The sequence below is a fragment of the Sphingobacterium sp. KH_072 genome (assembly GCF_057837975.1).
This window is the reverse complement of the sequence record NZ_CM174457.1, coordinates 171955-190818: the sequence shown is the minus strand read 5'-3', so window position 1 is coordinate 190818 and position 18864 is coordinate 171955. Positions and strand designations below refer to the sequence as shown.

Annotated in this window: 21 protein-coding genes; 16 read left to right on the top strand and 5 right to left on the bottom strand. The window is 42.5% G+C overall.

Annotated features, from left to right (window positions below; translation table 11 throughout):
* Positions 1 to 3: 3 nt before the first annotated feature.
* Positions 4 to 1014 (bottom strand): Stealth CR1 domain-containing protein, encoded by a 1011-nt coding sequence (locus AC3IRT_RS00890; protein ID WP_489394670.1) that lies wholly within the window; start codon positions 1012 to 1014, stop codon positions 4 to 6.
* Positions 1015 to 1136: 122 nt separating this feature from the next.
* Between AC3IRT_RS00890 and AC3IRT_RS00885 the strand changes: the two genes are divergently transcribed.
* The 10 genes from AC3IRT_RS00885 (at position 1137) to AC3IRT_RS00840 (ending at position 11233) form a co-directional block, all read left to right on the top strand.
* Positions 1137 to 2132 carry a UDP-glucuronic acid decarboxylase family protein gene (locus AC3IRT_RS00885; RefSeq protein WP_489394669.1) on the top strand — a complete coding sequence of 332 codons (996 nt, stop codon included), beginning with the start codon at positions 1137 to 1139 and terminating at the stop codon, positions 2130 to 2132.
* On the top strand, positions 2125 to 3156 hold the full coding sequence (gene galE / locus AC3IRT_RS00880) for a UDP-glucose 4-epimerase GalE (RefSeq protein WP_489394668.1): 1032 nt from the start codon (positions 2125 to 2127) through the stop codon (positions 3154 to 3156). Before AC3IRT_RS00885 ends, galE begins: the two co-directional genes overlap by 8 nt.
* Before the next feature lie 3 nt (positions 3157 to 3159).
* Entirely contained in the window at positions 3160 to 3744 is a 585-nt protein-coding gene (locus AC3IRT_RS00875) for a hypothetical protein (protein ID WP_489394667.1), read from the top strand.
* A 206-nt stretch (positions 3745 to 3950) separates the two neighbouring features.
* On the top strand, positions 3951 to 4307 hold the full coding sequence (locus AC3IRT_RS00870; protein WP_489394666.1) for a hypothetical protein: 357 nt from the start codon (positions 3951 to 3953) through the stop codon (positions 4305 to 4307).
* Between the two features lie 12 nt (positions 4308 to 4319).
* Positions 4320 to 5165: an OmpA family protein gene (locus AC3IRT_RS00865; protein ID WP_489394665.1), complete on the top strand. Its 846-nt coding sequence runs from the start codon at positions 4320 to 4322 to the stop codon at positions 5163 to 5165.
* Positions 5166 to 5261: 96 nt separating this feature from the next.
* Positions 5262 to 8537: a S41 family peptidase gene (locus AC3IRT_RS00860; protein ID WP_489394664.1), complete on the top strand. Its 3276-nt coding sequence runs from the start codon at positions 5262 to 5264 to the stop codon at positions 8535 to 8537.
* Positions 8538 to 8621: 84 nt separating this feature from the next.
* Entirely contained in the window at positions 8622 to 9566 is a 945-nt protein-coding gene (locus AC3IRT_RS00855; RefSeq protein WP_489394663.1) for a CPBP family intramembrane glutamic endopeptidase, read from the top strand.
* Positions 9548 to 9763, top strand: a complete 216-nt coding sequence (locus tag AC3IRT_RS00850; RefSeq protein ID WP_166332593.1) for a putative signal transducing protein — start codon at positions 9548 to 9550, stop codon at positions 9761 to 9763. Before AC3IRT_RS00855 ends, AC3IRT_RS00850 begins: the two co-directional genes overlap by 19 nt.
* The gene (locus AC3IRT_RS00845) at positions 9763 to 10563 is read left to right on the top strand and encodes a phosphatidate cytidylyltransferase (RefSeq protein WP_489394662.1); all 801 of its coding nucleotides are present in this window, start codon (positions 9763 to 9765) and stop codon (positions 10561 to 10563) included. The genes AC3IRT_RS00850 and AC3IRT_RS00845 overlap by 1 nt, the downstream gene beginning before the upstream one ends.
* 1 nt (position 10564) lies before the next feature.
* Positions 10565 to 11233, top strand: a complete 669-nt coding sequence (locus AC3IRT_RS00840; RefSeq protein ID WP_489394661.1) for a DUF2461 domain-containing protein — start codon at positions 10565 to 10567, stop codon at positions 11231 to 11233.
* On the opposite strand, the gene AC3IRT_RS00835 is transcribed toward AC3IRT_RS00840, so the two are convergent.
* On the bottom strand, positions 11227 to 12417 hold the full coding sequence (locus AC3IRT_RS00835; RefSeq protein WP_489394660.1) for an anhydro-N-acetylmuramic acid kinase: 1191 nt from the start codon (positions 12415 to 12417) through the stop codon (positions 11227 to 11229). The two genes, AC3IRT_RS00840 and AC3IRT_RS00835, sit on opposite strands and share 7 nt — an antisense overlap.
* 72 nt (positions 12418 to 12489) lie before the next feature.
* On the opposite strand from AC3IRT_RS00835, the gene gcvH reads away from it, so the two are divergent.
* Complete coding sequence (gene gcvH, locus AC3IRT_RS00830) at positions 12490 to 12870, top strand: glycine cleavage system protein GcvH (protein WP_489394659.1); 381 nt, start codon at positions 12490 to 12492, stop codon at positions 12868 to 12870.
* An 86-nt stretch (positions 12871 to 12956) separates the two neighbouring features.
* Here the strand turns inward: gcvH and AC3IRT_RS00825 are convergent, their stop codons facing one another.
* The 3 genes from AC3IRT_RS00825 to mqnB all read right to left on the bottom strand — a co-directional run bounded on the left by AC3IRT_RS00825 (position 12957) and on the right by mqnB (position 15529).
* On the bottom strand, positions 12957 to 13712 hold the full coding sequence (locus AC3IRT_RS00825) for a DUF6263 family protein (RefSeq protein ID WP_489394658.1): 756 nt from the start codon (positions 13710 to 13712) through the stop codon (positions 12957 to 12959).
* A gap of 120 nt (positions 13713 to 13832) precedes the next feature.
* Positions 13833 to 14819 carry a pyruvate dehydrogenase complex E1 component subunit beta gene (locus AC3IRT_RS00820; protein ID WP_066754363.1) on the bottom strand — a complete coding sequence of 329 codons (987 nt, stop codon included), beginning with the start codon at positions 14817 to 14819 and terminating at the stop codon, positions 13833 to 13835.
* Positions 14820 to 14905: 86 nt separating this feature from the next.
* Positions 14906 to 15529: a futalosine hydrolase gene (gene mqnB, locus AC3IRT_RS00815; protein ID WP_489394657.1), complete on the bottom strand. Its 624-nt coding sequence runs from the start codon at positions 15527 to 15529 to the stop codon at positions 14906 to 14908.
* 60 nt (positions 15530 to 15589) lie between these two features.
* On the opposite strand from mqnB, the gene AC3IRT_RS00810 reads away from it, so the two are divergent.
* The 5 genes from AC3IRT_RS00810 to AC3IRT_RS00790 all read left to right on the top strand — a co-directional run bounded on the left by AC3IRT_RS00810 (position 15590) and on the right by AC3IRT_RS00790 (position 18864).
* Positions 15590 to 16018 carry a 6-pyruvoyl trahydropterin synthase family protein gene (locus tag AC3IRT_RS00810; RefSeq protein ID WP_489394656.1) on the top strand — a complete coding sequence of 143 codons (429 nt, stop codon included), beginning with the start codon at positions 15590 to 15592 and terminating at the stop codon, positions 16016 to 16018.
* 5 nt (positions 16019 to 16023) lie between these two features.
* Positions 16024 to 16662, top strand: coding sequence for a GTP cyclohydrolase I FolE (gene folE / locus AC3IRT_RS00805; RefSeq protein WP_166332600.1), 639 nt, complete (start codon positions 16024 to 16026; stop codon positions 16660 to 16662).
* 137 nt (positions 16663 to 16799) lie between these two features.
* On the top strand, positions 16800 to 17435 hold the full coding sequence (locus AC3IRT_RS00800; RefSeq protein WP_489396152.1) for an O-methyltransferase: 636 nt from the start codon (positions 16800 to 16802) through the stop codon (positions 17433 to 17435).
* Between the two features lie 37 nt (positions 17436 to 17472).
* The gene (locus AC3IRT_RS00795) at positions 17473 to 17970 is read left to right on the top strand and encodes a glucosaminidase domain-containing protein (RefSeq protein ID WP_489394655.1); all 498 of its coding nucleotides are present in this window, start codon (positions 17473 to 17475) and stop codon (positions 17968 to 17970) included.
* 42 nt (positions 17971 to 18012) lie between these two features.
* A complete protein-coding gene (locus AC3IRT_RS00790; RefSeq protein ID WP_489394654.1) occupies positions 18013 to 18864 on the top strand; it encodes a glucosaminidase domain-containing protein in 852 nt (283 codons plus the stop codon).

Sequence of the window (18864 nt, the reverse complement as noted above, 5' to 3'; positions counted from 1 at the left end):
TAATTATGTTAAACGATCAGCCAGCTCAAATTGCGAGGGCTGTGGTAGAATACTTTCGAATGATTTTTCGACTTCCATCATAGTTTGATCGAAGTTCGGCATGTGCTCATTATCATTGATACACACCAATGAATAAGCTTGTTCTCTAATAGCTTTAATGGCTTTTTTGGAGCGAAACAATAACGGAAACATCTTGGTATCCTGATAGGTATTGTAAGCTTCAAAGTTAGATTGGCAAATTTGCCAAGTTCTGAACAATTCTTGTGTAAAATCATCTGGAGAGCGGAATTTGTGTTTCGACATTTCCATCAACTCCTTTTCCGCATACTCCCAAACTTCGGTGAAGGTGCTCTTAGTATAAGGTTGCGCATTGTGCGGCGTACGCAGCGTGATAAACTTATTATACCACGATAGCAAGTACGTCAATCTAGCTTTGCTTCCATACATCGGATTGTACCACTTATCGTGATCACGTTTCATTACTGTAGGTTTATCAAACCGCTGATTGATTACGCGGATATTGTTTTTCAAACATTTGCTCCACAATGACATCCCCATATTCATACGGAAAGCAGCAATATCCTGCGGAACGCCATCCTTATTAAAGAAACGGCTTGGATTCAAGTCATTGATAACAAAGAAATCATCATTGAAATACACGAAGTTTTCTGCAAGATCAGGAATACGATGCAAGTGCACTTCAAGCACGCTTGAATTGAATAACGGAAGAAATTGTTCTGGAATATAATCTTCGTGATGTACCAAGTTTAGTTTGGGATGATCAGCATCGAGCCAATCTGGTTTTTGCCCGCAAGTCACGAAATGAATCTTGCGTACCCAAGGAGCAAATTGCTCTACGCCACGAAACCAATATTTTAATAGTCCATGATCCCGAAAACGTGCTTCCGACACCTCATTCTTGGCATTGTTGATCTTTCCAGAATGTTTTGCAAAGCTTTCCTGCCAGATCGGGTCATTCATATCCACCCAGGTGATCACAAAATCTATGTCCATAGCGCGCTCCTATCTTTCACTTTTTTTGGAGTGCATAAAGATAGATATTTTCCAGCATATGTATTCTAAGCCCTAGAAATAATGCCTATATTCGTTCTCCACCAACATGTCGTGAAATTACAATGAAGCAAGCGCCTTCTAAACGTATACTTATTACTGGTGCTGCCGGTTTTTTGGGCTCGCACCTCAGTGATCGGTTTATACTTGAAGGATATCAGGTGATAGGCATGGACAACTTGATTACGGGTACTCTACGCAATATTGAACATCTTTTCAAGCTCCCAAATTTTGAATTCTATCAGCACGATGTCTCCAAATTTGTACACATACCGGGGCATTTGGATTATATCTTGCACTTTGCCTCACCAGCTAGTCCGGTGGATTATCTACGCATCCCGATCCAAACGCTAAAAGTAGGTTCGTTAGGAACGCACAATCTTCTAGGTCTAGCAAAATCTAAAAAAGCGCGAATACTAGTTGCTTCCACATCAGAAGTATATGGCGATCCTTTAGTCTCTCCGCAAGCGGAGACTTATTGGGGAAATGTCAACCCCGTTGGTCCGCGAGGTGTTTACGATGAAGCCAAGCGTTTTCAAGAAGCCATGACCATGGCTTACCATAACTTTCACGGTGTCGATACGCGCATTGTTCGTATATTCAACACGTTTGGACCGCGAATGCGTCTTAATGATGGACGTGCATTGCCTGCTTTTATTGCACAGGCACTTCGCGGCCAAGATTTAAGCGTTTTTGGCGACGGTCAGCAAACGCGCTCTTTCTGCTATGTTGACGATTTGGTGGAAGGCATCTTCCGTTTGCTACATGCCGATTACGCTGAACCGGTCAACCTTGGCAATCCCGACGAAATCACGATTACTGATATTGCCAAGGAGATCATTCAGCTCACAGAAAGCGACTCGAAACTAGTATTTTCAGAGTTACCCGTTGATGATCCGAAACAACGACGGCCGGATATTGCGTTAGCAAATCGGCTATTGAACTGGTCACCCAATGTATCTCGCATAGAAGGTTTACGCAAAACAATCGCTTACTATCGGTCGATGGACAAAATAGATTTACAAGAAACCACTCAAATATATTTTAAAAGAGATGAATAAGATTTTAGTAACAGGCGGCACTGGCTTTATTGGCTCACATACCGTAGTCGAATTATACCAAGCGGGCTATACGCCAATTATTGTGGACAATTTATCTAACTCCAGCATTCGTATCTTGGATCAGATAGAAAAAATAATTAGCTACCGTCCGGAGTTTCATCAGTTTGATTTATGCGATGAAGCTGCCGTGAAGAATTTCGTCGCTAATAATCCTGACATCTCGGGTATCATTCATTTTGCTGCTTCCAAAGCGGTGGGCGAATCGGTTCTAAAACCTTTAAAATACTACCACAACAATTTTTTCTCCTTGATCAATTTGTTGAATGCATATCAAGGAACACCTATTAATTTCGTTTTTTCGTCTAGTTGCACGGTTTATGGCCAACCGGATGAATTACCCGTATCAGAGTCTGCGCCCGTAAAAACCGCCGAATCTCCATATGGTAATACAAAACAAATCGCGGAAGAAATTTTGCGCGAGACCGCTCAGGCGCACGACAATTATCAGATCGTATCGTTACGTTACTTTAATCCTGCCGGAGCGCATTCCTCTGCACTAATTGGTGAACTACCAATAGGCGTACCGCAGAATCTATTGCCATTTATCACGCAAACGGCCATTGGAAAAAGAGAAAAATTAACCGTCTTTGGTGGTGATTATGATACGAACGATGGATCTTGCGTACGAGATTATATTCATGTGGTTGACTTAGCTAAAGCACACGTAGCAGCAATCAAGCTGTTGGAAAAAGGAAATCCTGCTGGAAAGTATGATGTGTTTAATATTGGCACTGGAATAGGGTATTCGGTATTAGAAGCGATTAAGGCTTTTGAAAAAACATCAGGTGAGAAATTAAAATTTGAAGTAGGCCCTAGAAGAGATGGAGACATCGTAAAAGTATGGGGAGATGTGACAAAGTCAACAGAAAAACTTGGCTGGAAAGCGGAATTGGGCATTGAAGAAATGATGAAATCTGCCTGGGCATGGGAAAAATATATTCAGCACAATCCGCTAACGGATTAACGTATGTCGGTACACCAACAACCCGAGCTTAAAGCAGCCATTCTTGCACTTCCTGATAAGGAAAAAGACAAATTGTTAATCCGCCTGATCAATAAAGACAAGTTGCTGATTAAAAAACTACATTTTCAATTATTAGAGGACGAAATTGATCTACAGCATCGCATTGAAAACCTGCGCGAGCTTCTACAATCACTTTTTGCTGTTGCCGCTAAATCGATGGCAAACAACACCAGCTTGAGTAGCATCGTAGCATTAAATAAATTGATTCGCCAAGCAAACGGCATAGTGAATGAGCATGAAAAAGTAACTAATGACAAGGTAAGTGAACTAGAATTTCGGTTATTAATTCTAAAGGAAGCTGTAGAACATTTTTCTCCAGCGATTGAAAGAAGTCATCTTCACGCCAGTCATAAACTCCATCAGTATTTGGCGGCTCGTATTAAACTTATTTATGGTAAATGGCTAAAACTTCATGAGGATCTTCGATTCGACTTTTTAGACGACTTGCAATACATTATTACGTTTGGGTACAAAGGATCGCTAGCTTCCTATTTAGTGGAATATAAAATCCCTCAGAATCCAACATAATTTCACTCTAAAATGAAAAAGGAACTCGTCAAAGCACACCAATTGTAGTGCTTTGACTACATAGTTTAAAAAAAAGAGGGTTTTGTCTCGATTGATCAATATATTTGCAGGGGATTAATTACAAAGGATCTGTTGATTGAGATGAGAATCTTAAGGTCATTTGTGATTATAAAAAATAGTGAACCATACCATAACATTCGTTAGCAATGAAATATACATTCATCTTAATCCTGGGAATTGTGACTCACATGTCCGTTTCAGCCCAAACTTATGAGATTCGTCGTGATACCACAACAATTATACACGACGACAAGTACAAAGTAGAAACCAATCGTTTCTTCCAAAACTGGTTTATCAGTGCTGGTGCCGGTGCTCAGATTTATTTCGGAGATCACAACAAGCAAATGGATTTTGCAGATCGCATTACGCCAGCTTTTGAGCTTAATTTGGGCAAGTGGTTTACACCAGGTATCGGTGTACGCTTAGGTGCCAATGGCTCTAAAGCAAACGGCCTAACCCAAAACCGCAGTTATGTTGTAGGACCGTATGACAAGCTCCCATAGGAAGGCTATTGGTTGGAAAAACAGGAAATAAGTTTTTTGCATTTTCGTGGAGATGTATTATTCAACCTATCCAATTTGCTTGGCGGATATCGCGATGACCGTTTTTACGAAATCAGCCCTTATGCAGGGTTGGGCTTAATGCTAAACACGAACGATAAATCAGAACGTGTAGGAAGTGGAAGAGAAATAAGTGCTAGCATTGGTTTATTAAACACATTTCGTTTGAGCCCAGCATTTCATCTTGCTCTGGATCTTCGTGGTTCAGTAGTCGGAGACCGCTTTGACGGCGAAGAAGGAAATAGATGGGAAGATGGATTAGGTTCTGCTACATTAGGTATTAGATACAATTTTGGTAAGAAAAAAGATTGGGACAAGCCTAAAACGACTATCATCAAATACAACGAAGAAGATCTTAGTGCATTGCGTAGTGCTGTTAACAAATTGGCTCAAGACAATAATCACTTGAGAAAACAATTGGCGGAAGCTAAAAATTCTACCATTACCGAAGTACAGATCGAACGCAATATGTTAGTAGCTCCAATTTTGGTTACTTTCCAAATCAACAAAAGTGTCGTAAGCAACGAAGCGCGTGTCAACCTCAGTTTCTTTGCTGATATGATCAAAGAAGGTGATCCTAACATTAAATATAGTATTACAGGTTATGCAGATAAAGGCACAGGAAACGCCAAAATCAATGACCGTCTAAGCCGTGAACGTGCTGAGGCAATTTACAATGTACTTGTTCGCGAATTCAACGTATCACCGTCTCAATTAGTTAAAGAGTACAAAGGTGGTGTAGATAATATGTACTATGATGACCCACGCCTAAGCCGTGCAGTGATTGTTATAGCAGACTAACTGTTTCATCAATACAACTACTTTTAATAGCCGGTGTCGAACTTCGACACCGGCTATTTTTGTTATATTTAGCGCTTTAATTAACCAAATTCATATATGTTAAGAAAGGTTTTACCATTTATGGTTCTCTTGGCTGGGCAAGCTACAGCATCCTACGCACAAGAGGAAACACTGCTATTGCGCAATCCAAGCATTAGCGACAAACACATCTCTTTTGTATACGGCGGTGATATCTGGCTTGCAGATAAAAACGGTGCCAATGCCCGCCGTATTACGGTAAATCCGGGCGTAGAGCAAAATCCTATCTTCTCGCCAGATGGCTCACAAGTTGCCTTCACGGGCAATTATGACGGCAACACCGATGTTTACGTCGTATCTATTCAAGGTGGCGAACCGCGTCGCGTAACGCATCATCCTGCTTCGGATGTACTGCGTGGATGGTTGAACAACAATGAAGTATACTTCACCACGTCTAGAGAGTTCACCTATTCGCTTGGATCTCGTTTGTATAAATCGAATCTAAACGAAGGCACAGACCAACCTTTGACTATGCCCGAAGCTTATCAAGGATCGCCTTCGGCGGATGGAAGATATTGGGCCTATATCAAAAACGGAGATCCTACCGAACGGGATCGCGTGGCATTCAAACGTTATCGCGGTGGTGGTATGCCGTCCATCTGGATTTTTGATTCTAAAACGCATCAGGTGGAAGTCGTACCGGGCGAAAACTGTAACGATGTAAAACCAGTTTGGCTTGGTGATCACGTGTACTTCCTGTCCGACAGGGAAAAGACGGTAAATATCTTTAGTTATAACATCAAGACCAAGAAAGTCGAAAAACTGACGAATTTCAGCGATTATGATGTCCGTTCACTACAAGGAAAAGGCAATGAGTTAGTATTTGAGCAGAATGGAAAGATCAATTTGTTGCAAATTAGCTCCAAATCAGTCACTCCTCTAGCTATTCAAATTCATGCAGATGCACTATACAAACGCCCACACTATGTGCAAATGAAAGATGGCATCCGCGGCTGGAACATCTCCCCGACTGGTCAACGTGCACTTTTCGAATCGCGCGGTGAAATATTCTCCGTTCCTAAAGAGAAAGGCGATGCGCGGAATTTATCGAATTCTCCCGGTACACACGAGCGTTTCCCGGCTTGGTCTCCCGATGGCAAATGGATCTCATTTATTTCGGACAAAAACGGACAATATGAATTAGTGCTTCGCGACCAAAAGGCAGAAAAAGAACCTACCTACATTAAATTAGGTGAAACCGCCTTCTATTTCCAACCAACATGGTCGCCAGATAGCAAAAAGCTATTCTATAATGATGCGCATTTGAACTTGTATTACATCGATGTGGATACCAAAACTACGGTAAAAGTAGATGACGATTATTTGGCTTCGCACACCGGTCGTACGTACAATCACTTCCAGCCGAGCTGGTCTAATGATTCGAAATGGATATCATACATCAAAGCCTTGCCAAATGGCGTCACGGCTGTATTTATGTATAATTTGGGCACCAAAAAAACACAACAAATCACCGATGGGATGAGTGCCGTACGCCAGCCGGTATTCACACGTGATGGCAAGTACCTCATATTCCAAGCCAGTACCAATACAGGATTAACTAATTCTGGACTGCATATGACTGCCTACGATCGCAATCCGGAGTACAATACCTATGCCTTCATCTTATCTAGTGAAACACCATCCATCTTCAAGAACGAAAGCGATGAAGAAACGGTGAAAACTGAAACACCGACCGCAGACAGCAAGAAGAAAGACGATGCGGACAAAAAAGATGGAAAAAGCGACGAGCAAGAAAGTAAAACTGCGAAAAATAAAGATATCAAGGTAGACTTTGAGCACATCAATAGCCGCATTGTTGCGCTGCCTATATCAACCGGTGTTGGTCAGTTGAGCGGATTAGTGGAAAACATGTTGGTTTACTCCAAAGGACGCAGCATATTCTCCTACGATCTTAACAAGCTCGAAGAGAAAAACTTGATCGATAATAGCTACAGTTTTGTTATCAGTGCAGATGGTAAAAAAATGCTGTACCGTACATCGGAAGGATACTACATCGTAGATGCTGGTAAAAAGCCAACTGGCGCACCAGAAAAGCTGAAAGTAGATGATGTGCAGCAGCTGGTAGACCCTAAAGCAGAATGGGATCAGGTGTTCAACGAAGTGTGGGCCATGCAAAAAGAATTTTTCTATGTAGAAAACATGCATGGTGTAGATTGGAACGCGATGAAAACCAAGTATGCGAAGTTCCTTCCGTACGTCAATCACCGCTCAGATCTTGGATATTTACTCAACGAAATGATGGGCGAAATGGTCGTCGGTCACAATTATATCTATCCAGGCGACGAGCCATCCACGCCATCCGTATCCGCAGGTGTATTGGGTGCGGATTACGAGATTAGCAACAATCGCTATCGCATTGCGAAAATTTACACGCGCATGGATTGGAATCCTTCTTTCAAAGCACCATTGGCAGAACCGGGGTTGAATATTAAAGAAGGCGATTACATCTTAGCTGTAAACGGAAAAGAGCTCACGGCAGACGTGGATATCTACAGCCTTTTTGATCATACGGTACATAAGCAAGTAACGCTAAAAGTTAACTCAAAAGCTTCTTTGGATGGATCGCGAGAAGTGATTGTAAAACCAATCTCTTACGCTAACGAAGTAGGTTTGCGCCGCCAAAATTGGGTCGAGAAAAACCGTCAGAAAGTAGATGCGGCCAGTAACGGACGGATCGCTTACGTATACATGCCAAATACAGGTCGTGAAGGATATGATTCTTTCAACCGCTATTACTTCTCACAAATGGACAAAAAAGCCTTGTTGCTAGATGAACGTAACAATGGCGGCGGCTCGGTGGCCGATTATGTTATCGACTTGCTTTCTCGCGAATTGATCTCCGGATGGGGAATCCGCGATGGAAAAAGCTTTACCACGCCAGGAAATGGTATTTACGGACCAAAAGCCATGATTATCAATGAAAATGCGGGTTCTGGTGGCGATATGATGCCATATATGTTCCGTTTCAAAGGTTTGGGCAAATTAGTCGGTCGTACCACGATGGGCATCTTGGTCGGTATCTCTGGCTACCCACCACTATTAGATGGCGGAAGCATTACTTCACCAAACTTTGGGGTATTTGACCTGAAAGGCAATTACATCATCGAAAATGAAGGTGTAGCACCAGATATTTTTGTGGAGCAAATGCCAAAAGACTTATTGGAAGGCAAAGATCCACAACTGGAGCGCACGATTAAGCTTCTTTTGGAAGAGATGAAAAACTATCCGTACCAAGAAATGAAAAAACCAGCAGATCCAATCCGGGTCAATTAAACGCTGATTTTTCGAAATCTTTTAAGGGGTTGCCTATTCATTTAGGCAGCCCCTTTTTTGAAAGATTTTACCTATTTTCGAGCTATGCAACCACTTAAATCGCCTACCAATTCGCCCGGAATTTCTCTTGTCATTCTTTTTGGATTGGTATTGCTTTGTTCTATCGGAGTCCAAATAATTGCTCTTTTTGGTTATACCATCATTTTTGAAGATATCGGCGCCTTACTTCGTGGCGGGTCGGATGCCTTCGCATTGGGACAAGGCAGCGTCGGATTGATGTACACGATGCTTGCCAGTAGCAGCATTTCTACCTTTTTATTGCCCCCGCTTATCCTACAATTTATCGAACGAAATAGCACGATTCAATACTTGCCAATGTCGCGCACTACACCTATGCTGTTTTTCGGATTGGCCGTGTTATTTTTAGTCGCATTTAGTCCGATAATGAACCTCATTGGCGAATGGAACAGAGATATGCTGCTTCCGCAATCTTGGAACAACGTAGAAAGCTGGATGCGCCTGAAGGAAGACGAGATGGCGATGCTTACCGAAAATCTAGTTATGAATGACTCCTTATCTCGACTGGTATTGAATCTTCTCACGATTGCCATGCTACCAGCCATCGCTGAAGAGTTTTTCTTCCGAGGCGCTTTACAAAATATTTTGGGGCGATGGATCGCCAATAAGCATGTCGTTATTTGGGTGACGGCCATTATTTTCTCCGCAATCCACGTGCAATTTTTTGGCTTTTTCCCAAGAATGCTTTTGGGAGCTATATTCGGCTACATGTTGGTACTAACCAACAACATATGGATTCCGATTTTGGCTCATTTTGTTAACAATGCCACCGTGGTGTTTGTAGCCTTTTATTACACCAAAAAGGGCTATTCCTATCAGCAGCTGATGACGGACGATCCGTACCACATCAGCCTTTATTTTGTGAGTTTAATTGCGAGTGTCGCTGTAGGTTGGTATTTTTATAGGCAATCAACAAAACTAAAATCCAAACTATGGAACCAGGCTGGGTAAAAATAAATACGTATAGCATTGTGGTGGAGGCAGAAATTGTGCGGCAGATGCTCATCGAAAATGATATTCCGGCTGTCGTGGTCAACAAACAAGACGTCTACGTCCGATTTGGCAATGTCGAGTTGTATGTACAGCAAGAGAATGAAGCTGCGGCCTTACAACTGATCGATCAACAATCCAATAATCCGGTCGATTAATGCTTCAACGAGCCATCACAGGAGCGGTATTTATTACCGTACTAATTGGATCCGCACTTGCTGGAGCCACCATCTTCACGATCTTCTTTTCTGCAGTTGGTGTATGGTGCTTGTATGAATTTTTTGGTATGGTTCGTCAACAGCAAGATGTACTCCCTGTGACCGCAATCGGAATCTTGACCGCAATATTACTCGGTTCATTACTGGGCTTACATCATTTGGAAATGCTCCCGTTGCGTTATACGGCGATTATTATCCCGTGCATCAGTTTGATTTTTATTGTGCCGCTGTACCGCGGGAATGCCAAGCCCTTTCACGATATCTCGTATACATTGACCGGCTTATTGTACACGACATTTCCATTTTTCTGTTTTGTCGCACTCGGTTTTATTCGTGGCAATTATCACGCACATATACCGCTTGGCTTTTTATTCATGCTCTGGAGCAATGACACTGGCGCTTATCTGGTTGGTCGTAGCATCGGTCGCACCAAGCTATTTGAACGCATCTCTCCTAACAAAACATGGGAAGGATTTTTAGGTGGATTGGCGTTTGCGATGGGCGTTGCCGCTGTGTTGTCGCATTTCTATCCCATATTGCCACTATGGCAATGGCTGGTGATGGGATTCATTATCGGTACATTTGGCACGTTGGGCGATTTGGTCGAATCCATGTTAAAACGCACCTTAGGTTTGAAAGATTCGGGTAATATACTGCCTGGACATGGCGGTTTATTAGACCGATTTGATGGCTTGCTGATTGCCGCTCCTTTGGTTTGGATATTTTTACTTTTAGTGTAATATGACAACGCAGATCTATCCAACAACTTTTGCATTCTTAAGTGAGTTAGCGGAGAATAATAATCGTGAGTGGTTTCAAGAGCATAAAGCGCGTTACGATGCTGCGCAACAGAATATGAAGGAGTTTGTACAAGCGATTATTACGCGTTTGTCAGAGCTAGATCCTCATATTCATCAAGACATCAATCCCGCCAAATGTTTGTTTAGGATCTATCGTGATGTCCGTTTTTCGAAGAATAAAGCACCATACAAAAATTGGTTAGCAGCAGGCATTTCTGTGGACGGAAGAAAGTTGGATGGTCCCGAATATTACATTCACGTCGAGCCAAATAAGATATATCTTGCCGTGGGCTATTGGCGACCAAATAAAGCGCATCTTGATTTAATCCGTCAGGAGATTGATTACAATGCCGAAGAACTGCATACCGCTTTGGAAAAAGGACAGTGGAAATGGACTGACTTAGGAACGGAAGATAAATTGGTTAGGCCGCCCGCAGGATACGAGGCCGATCATCCACATATCGACATAATCAAGTTGAAAAGTTTCACACTAAGTAGCGAAGTGCCGCAAAAAACAATGGAAAGCGAGGGTGCACTAGATGCTGTTATGGCAGTTTACGCATCTTGTATCCCATTCAAAAACCATATTCATCAGGCCATCGATCAATAAGGAAAGCTGATTTTTCCCATACAGATTGCTGGCGAGCCAGCAATATGTGCTACGTGTTCTGGCGCTCCCGCAATAGTTTCATTGGCTAAAACGGCAAACAAAGCAGCTTCCTTGGCATCCGGATCGAATCCAATCACATCGAATGAGTGCACACGACAATCCGGTAATCCTTGCTCAATTCCCTGCAATAAATACGGATTATGCAATCCACCACCACTGATATAAACAGATACAGCGTCTAGCTCATCGACTGCACGGCGTATGCCATCCACCACACTATCAATTGTGAATTGTGCCAGCGTCGCTAAGATATCTGCGTGATCTAACTCGGTCACTTGTGCCTGTTGCATAGCTTGGTCTAACAACGACAAATTGAACAATTCTGGACCAGTTGTTTTAGGGAAATCTTGTGCTAAAAATGAAGTTTCGAGCAGCACCTGCAACAGTTCATCATGCACTACACCCCGACTTGCTAATTTACCATCGCGATCCATCTCTTCACCCAAATGCTTTTGCATATATTGATTCATCAGGGTATTTCCAGGTCCCAAATCTGTCGCATAAGCAGATAATCCAGAAGACTCCCTGGGAAGGAAGGTAAAGTTGGCAATGCCCCCGATATTCAATAAGATGCGATGTTCTTCTTCTGAAGCGTATAATAAAGCATCGCCATACACGACCAATGGTGCTCCATCGCCGCCTGCGGCGACATGCTTTTGTCGAAAATCAGAAACGGTGATAATACCGGTCTTCATCGCGATATGATCCCCATCTCCGATCTGCAATGTGCTGTTCGGTTGATGGGAATGACTACCTTTTGGCGCATGAAATACCGTTTGTCCGTGGCTTGCGATGAGGTCAATATCTTCGCTCCCAATACCCCAAGATTTCATACTCGAAAGTACGAGATCAGCATGTACTTGTGCTACCTTCACATGTAGCGTACTCCACAACAAGTGATCTACCTGTTTCTGTGCAAATATTTGCTTCACCTCATCCCGAAAGTCATCAGAATAAGGTGCTGTGGTAAAGTTCAACAAGCGAAGTTGCGTATTCTTACCGCTGCCTGAAATCTGACATAACGCGATGTCCAATCCGTCGAGCGACGTACCAGACATTAAACCGATGATAAATCGCTCTTTCTTTTGAGCGATCTGATAGAGCTTTTCGATCTGCGCATTCATTCAAATAAAGTTACATTTAACTTTTGGATTGTCAGCCGATAATGATAAATTTGAAAAAACTATAGAGAAATAATGAATTTTCCAGCAGATTTAAAGTATACAAAAGATCACGAATGGGTTCGTGTGGAAGGTGATGAAGCCGTTATCGGCATTACGGATTTTGCACAACGTGAGTTGGGCGACATCGTTTTTGTAGACATCAGCAGTGTTGGTGAAGAGGTAGCAGCAAATGAGGTTTTTGGAACAATCGAAGCAGTGAAAACGGTTTCTGATTTGTTTATGCCTGTTCAGGGAACGGTACTTTCTGTGAATGAAGCGATTGACGCTTCTCCAGAATTGGTAAATAATGATGCTTATGAAGCAGGATGGATTATCCGTGTTAAATTAAGCAATCCAGATGATGTAAATGGCTTACTATCTGCTGAAGAATACAAAGCAGAAGTAGCTTCTTAAGAACCGATATCGGTTTATTATACACAAAAGAGAGCGGCATCTTAATCAGATGCCGCTCTCTTTTGTGTATAAATATCGCTCGCCGTTTATTGCTTTTCCATTACAGTCTTATTTGTAATCGAAGCACCTTGCGCATCGACCTTCGAAGTCACCTCCGACTTTACAACTACAAACGTACTAGGATCATACAAATTATAACCACTTGCGGTGATGCTCATAGCTCCTTCTTCCTCTACAGGCTCAGACTCTAGATTAACGCGAATCAAATCTCCCTCTTTACCAGCATAGGTCAATTTGTAGTTCAACTCTACTCCTAACTGCTCATTGGGCACAGACATTGACCAGCTTTCTCCTTCTGCGATAGGTTGCTCTGGAAAACTTGCCGCGCTAAACATCGACTTAATATCGCCTATTCCAGCGAAAGCTTCTGCATCGGCTACATCAATTACTTCAGCGCGATCATTGATTTTTACGTTAATATCCTTCTTCAATAATGGAGCAAACTGCTCACCCATCTGTTGCGAAACAGGATTGCTATCATCTGGATTCTCCGAGTCATAAGACATCATCATCATTTGCATGTTCATGTCCATTTTGATAGACTCGATCTGCGACACGATATTGAATACTTGATCAGCACCTTTGTCTTTAGCAGTTTGTGTCATGACCATATTGATATCCATGATCATAGACTGCTCTCCTTCTATATCCATATTCATAGCCGTATTATAGACTAATTTTTCTCCGATAGGAGGATTATATCGAAAGGATACCTTTTCCTGCGCCTGCACGCCTAGCGCTACGGCTAGAAACAGACAAACACTTAATTTTAATTTCTTCATGTTGAGTTACTAAGTATTTATAATAGCTAAATATAGCAATTATGACTGGTATTTTCACTAAAAAAGGAAACCTCCATGCTTGGGGCATGGAGGTTTCCGAATGACTTTAGTATTAAAATCTTACTTTTTGATGTAAGATACTTCCTTGATGGCTTTCACTACTTTTGTGATGCTCGGAAGAGATGCTTCTACCAAAGTAGGCGCATAACCCAAAGGTACATCTGCCGAAGTAACCCGTGTAACAGGCGCATCTAAGTAATCAAATGCATCTTTCTGTACACGGAAAGTGATTTCTGAAGAAATCGAAGCCAAAGGCCAAGCTTCTTCCACCACAACTAATCTGTTGGTTTTCTTGACAGAATTAATGATCGCTTCAAAGTCAATCGGTCTTACGGTACGTAAATCGATCAATTCTACGCTAATACCTTCTTTCTCCAATTCCTCAACAGCAGGAATCACTACACGTGGCACCATTTTACCGAAAGAAACTACAGTTACATCAGTACCTTCTTTAACCACTTTGGCTTTTCCGATCTCGATGTAGTATTCTTCTTCAGGCACTTCGCCTTTATCGCCATACATCACCTCAGATTCCATAAAGATTACTGGATCTGGATCGATGATCGAAGATTTTAATAAACCTTTTGCATCATAAGGATTCGAAGGAACTACTACCTTCAATCCTGGTGTATTAGCATACCAGTTTTCAAAGTTTTGGGAGTGTTGTGCCGCCAATTGACCAGCATTACCAGTCGCACCGCGGAATACGATCGGACAAGAAAATTGTCCGCCACTCATCTGGTGAATCTTTGCTGCTGCATTGATTACCTGATCTATAGCTACTAGGGAGAAGTTAAACGTCATGAATTCAACGATTGGCTTCAAGCCGTTCATCGCCGCACCCACGCTGATACCTGCAAAACCAAGCTCTGCAATTGGCGTATCAATTACTCGTTTAGCACCGAATTCGTCGAGCATACCTTGACTTACTTTGTAAGCGCCATTATACTCTGCGACTTCCTCGCCCATTAAAAATATCGTTTCATCTTTGCGCATCTCTTCGTTCATTGCTTCACGAAGCGCTTCTCTGAATTGTATTTCTCTCATCAGTATTAGTGAATAGTCTGTTTTTCCAAGGCAAAGCTACTACAATTTATCGAATTATGGTAGTGGGATTCAAGTATTTTACTTCATCAACGCTGCTGCGAAATTAAGTATCCACGCAACCATTCGTGTAGGTTTTGAATCGCTTGTGGTATATCCCAACGACTCGTATCTCTAGGCTCTACATAATTGGAAATCGCACGAACCTGTACCACGGGTGTGTTTTTCTTATGCGCAGCATGCAGCACAGCTGCGCCTTCCATAGATTCAATGGTGAGATCATTTTTCAACCGCTTACGTATCGCTTCGATCGCTACGACATTACCATGCACCGTATTGACGGTGATACCATGTACTTGCTGCAAACCAGTTGGCGCGATAGTGCCGACGATTGAATTCGAAGAAAACAAGGATTGGCCAAATCCCATTTCTTCTATCGAGAGAAATTCTTCTCGGTTTTGAGCTCCCAGCTCGATCAGTCGATCTTGCACAACTTCTACCACATCACCGATTGTTAAGTCTGAAGAGAATGATCCTGCTATGCCCACGTTCAGTAACAGATCATAATGTTTTGCAGCAAGCTTTTCGCCGAGCGCAAAGGCGGTTTCGACCATACCAACACCAGTAACAAGCACGTCAATCTCTAGCTCATGCAATAATGGTAAAGAAGGCTTTAGCTCGCGTTCTGTAGCCGCGACAATTAATATCTCCATATGAAATTTCGGTAATCTCGAACAGACAAAGTAACTGTTTTTTGATGTATATTTGGCATTATGGTCTACATCACACGTCGCGAACGTTTTAGTGCTGCGCATAGATTATTTCGGGCTGATTGGTCCGACGAACAAAATTTGCGCGTATTCGGAAACTGCTCCAACCCTCATTGGCATGGCCACAACTACGAGCTATTTGTTACCGTAAAAGGTGATATCAATCCTGAGACAGGCTTTGTGATGGATCTAAAACAGATGAAGGCGATCATCCACGAATTGGTGATCCAACAGGTAGACCATAAAAACATCAACATAGAGGTCGCTTTTATGAAAGGCAAAATGGCCTCTACAGAAGTGATCGCGCAATCTATATTTGAAGTCTTGAAACCATCTTTTGACCAAGAAGGTGTGGTGTTACATTCCGTAAGATTGCACGAAACAGAAAATAACTACGCTGAGTATTTCGGCACTAATACCCCCATAAAATAATTGACATGAACAATTTGCACCATTTGGATGACGACGACGACGAGGTGGAAGGATACCGCAAAATCGATCAATACAACACCAAAGATGTGGAACGTATCGCGGCACATTACACTGATATTCTGGATGCTTTGGGTGAAAAACCAGAGCGCGAAGGATTAATAAAAACTCCCGAAAGAGTCGCCAAAGCTTTACAGTACCTCACGCATGGCTACAATGTGGACGCCGCAGGATTATTGCGCAGTGCCATGTTTGAAGAAGAATATAGTCAAATGGTCGTGGTGAAAGATATCGAAGTGTACTCCATGTGCGAACACCACATGCTGCCATTTTTCGGAAAAGCACACATTGCCTACATTCCGAACGGTCATATTGTTGGCCTCAGCAAAATTCCGCGTGTGGTCGATGCTTTCGCAAGAAGACTACAAGTACAAGAGCGCCTCACCAACGAGATTAGAGACTGTATTCAAGAAACTTTGCAGCCGAGAGGCGTAGCCGTGGTGATGGAGTGCAAGCACATGTGCATGGCGATGCGTGGCATCCAGAAGCAAAACTCGGTAACGACTACATCAGCCTTTACTGGGGCTTTTGAAAATGATGTAACTCGATCAGAATTCCTACGTCTGATCACCGCATCTTTAGATTAAACATACCTATATATATCATCAAGCCTGCCTTCCGCAGGCTTGATTTGTTACTTTCAAAATTCTTTCAAACATCTACAGCACAGTTGATTAACACTTTTTAACTTGTCTATGTGACGGGAATAAGTATATTTGTCGCGATGAACATGCCTGATGAGAAGTATAGCGAGTATCTGGAAAGCACCTGTGATCAGGAGCCAGCGCTATTAAAAAAGATCAATCGGGAAACGTATTTGAAGGAGACAAAAGCACATATGCTGTCCGGTCATTTTCAAGGTCGGGTCTTGTCCATGTTAAGCAAATTGGTGGCTCCGAAGCAGATTTTAGAAATCGGAACTTTCACGGGATACGCCACATTAGCTTTAGCAGAGGGATTACGTGCAGATGGCATTATTCATACGATTGACATTGATGAAGAATTGCATGATCGGGTACAGCACTATTTTGACCAAGCCGATCAACGAGAGCAGATTTGCTACCACATTGGGGATGCGATAGACGTTATTCCGACCATTGAAGGGCAATTTGAGCTTGTTTTCATCGATGCGGATAAGAAACGAAACAAAATCTACTATGAGATGGTTATAGACAGGATTCCATCTGGCGGACTGATTCTGGTAGATAATGTGTTGTGGAAAGGTCGCGTGCTAGACGAAGCACCCGACAGTCAGACTAGACAAATTTTAGAATTAAATACTTTTTTAGCGGCAGATCAACGTGTTGAAAAATTGATCTTGCCCATTAGAGACGGGCTTTTTGTGTTACGCAAAAAGTAATGGTTGAACCAAAAAAAGGACTATGTTAAAAAATTGGATGAAGGTACTAAGTGTACTTTTTATCACGGTAACCATCGGCGCATCATTATGTACTGCACAAAGCAAATACACGCCGACAAGTTATCTGGAAAAACACAATAAAGCTGCCAAGCAGCTGATGCGGGAAACAGGAGTACCCGCTTCTGTCATCTTAGCAATCGCTATTCACGAAAGCGCCTATGGTAATAGTCGAATTGCCACATACCTCAACAATCACTTTGGCATCAAAGGTAAAAACAGCAGCAAAAAGATTAAATCTGCTTACAAAGATTACGATTCTACACTCGCTTCTTATCGCGACTTCGTAGAACTACTACAACGTAAAAAGTCCACACAACCTCTTTTCTTGAAGCACGACTCAGAAGATTACCAATCTTGGATAAAAGGAATCGCAAGATCTGGATATTCTACTTCTGGAGATTGGTCTCGCAAGGTCTTGGCGACAATTGATCGCTACGATTTGGATCAATACGACGAAAAGACGACGCTTAATTAAGCATACGTACACTGGTAATTTTTTTATTCCTATAATTGACTAATGGGATACAAGTTCGGGTTTGCCATACTCTTAAGCGCTTTGTTAGTCTTCTCTAGCTGTAGCTCGAGAAGACCGGGTACTTTACGCACCTCGAAGACCTATCCCTCGTCGTCAAATAATAAGCCTAATTCTTCTGTAAAGTCTGGCGGACAAGCAACTAGCACGAGTGGCAATGCTTATATTGACCGATACAAAAGCATTGCGATAGCTGAGATGAATCAATATGGCATTCCAGCCAGTATCAAGTTAGCACAGGCTCTGTTGGAGTCCGGTAATGGCAACAGCTATTTGGCAACACAAGCAAATAATCATTTTGGAATCAAATGCGGTGGCGTATGGAGAGGACGCAGCATTACACGCCCTGACGATGGCCCGAACGATTGTTTTCGCGTGTATAACAACCCCGATGACTCTTTCCGGGATCATTCTCAATTTTTGCTCCGTAAGAGATACGAACCGCTTTTCGCACTCAAAAAAGATGATTATAAAGGTTGGGCGCACGGGCTTAAAAAAGCCGGTTACGCCACCAATCCGCGCTATGCCTATTTGTTGATCGATCTCATTGAGCGATACGATCTGCACCAATATGATAGAGCAGAAACCTATGTGGAGCGAGAAAGACGCGAGGTTCAGGTTGAGGAAATCATCACGGAGAAGGAAGTATTTGAGGAGGTCGTGCCGCCAGAGGAAGTAAAGAAACCGGTGGCCATGATCATTTACCAAGTAAAAGCCAACGATACGCTGTACAGCATCGGTCAGCAATACGGACTGTCGGTAGAGGAGCTAATCCAGATCAACGCCTTGGAAGACGAGAATCTTGATATCGGGCAGCTCATCATTGTTTCCAAATAA

Coding starts and splice junctions, on each gene's coding strand:
- AC3IRT_RS00885 (WP_489394669.1), top strand. CDS start 1,137: ATGAAGCAAGCGCCTTCTAAACGTATACTTATTACTGGTGCTGCCGGT.
- folE (WP_166332600.1), top strand. CDS start 16,024: ATGAACAATTTGCACCATTTGGATGACGACGACGACGAGGTGGAAGGA.
- AC3IRT_RS00870 (WP_489394666.1), top strand. CDS start 3,951: ATGAAATATACATTCATCTTAATCCTGGGAATTGTGACTCACATGTCC.
- AC3IRT_RS00795 (WP_489394655.1), top strand. CDS start 17,473: ATGAAGGTACTAAGTGTACTTTTTATCACGGTAACCATCGGCGCATCA.
- AC3IRT_RS00850 (WP_166332593.1), top strand. CDS start 9,548: ATGGAACCAGGCTGGGTAAAAATAAATACGTATAGCATTGTGGTGGAG.
- AC3IRT_RS00810 (WP_489394656.1), top strand. CDS start 15,590: ATGGTCTACATCACACGTCGCGAACGTTTTAGTGCTGCGCATAGATTA.
- AC3IRT_RS00845 (WP_489394662.1), top strand. CDS start 9,763: ATGCTTCAACGAGCCATCACAGGAGCGGTATTTATTACCGTACTAATT.
- AC3IRT_RS00835 (WP_489394660.1), bottom strand. CDS start 12,417: ATGAATGCGCAGATCGAAAAGCTCTATCAGATCGCTCAAAAGAAAGAG.
- AC3IRT_RS00875 (WP_489394667.1), top strand. CDS start 3,160: ATGTCGGTACACCAACAACCCGAGCTTAAAGCAGCCATTCTTGCACTT.
- gcvH (WP_489394659.1), top strand. CDS start 12,490: ATGAATTTTCCAGCAGATTTAAAGTATACAAAAGATCACGAATGGGTT.
- AC3IRT_RS00800 (WP_489396152.1), top strand. CDS start 16,800: ATGAACATGCCTGATGAGAAGTATAGCGAGTATCTGGAAAGCACCTGT.
- AC3IRT_RS00825 (WP_489394658.1), bottom strand. CDS start 13,712: ATGAAGAAATTAAAATTAAGTGTTTGTCTGTTTCTAGCCGTAGCGCTA.
- galE (WP_489394668.1), top strand. CDS start 2,125: ATGAATAAGATTTTAGTAACAGGCGGCACTGGCTTTATTGGCTCACAT.
- mqnB (WP_489394657.1), bottom strand. CDS start 15,529: ATGGAGATATTAATTGTCGCGGCTACAGAACGCGAGCTAAAGCCTTCT.
- AC3IRT_RS00790 (WP_489394654.1), top strand. CDS start 18,013: ATGGGATACAAGTTCGGGTTTGCCATACTCTTAAGCGCTTTGTTAGTC.
- AC3IRT_RS00840 (WP_489394661.1), top strand. CDS start 10,565: ATGACAACGCAGATCTATCCAACAACTTTTGCATTCTTAAGTGAGTTA.
- AC3IRT_RS00890 (WP_489394670.1), bottom strand. CDS start 1,014: ATGGACATAGATTTTGTGATCACCTGGGTGGATATGAATGACCCGATC.
- AC3IRT_RS00860 (WP_489394664.1), top strand. CDS start 5,262: ATGTTAAGAAAGGTTTTACCATTTATGGTTCTCTTGGCTGGGCAAGCT.
- AC3IRT_RS00855 (WP_489394663.1), top strand. CDS start 8,622: ATGCAACCACTTAAATCGCCTACCAATTCGCCCGGAATTTCTCTTGTC.
- AC3IRT_RS00820 (WP_066754363.1), bottom strand. CDS start 14,819: ATGAGAGAAATACAATTCAGAGAAGCGCTTCGTGAAGCAATGAACGAA.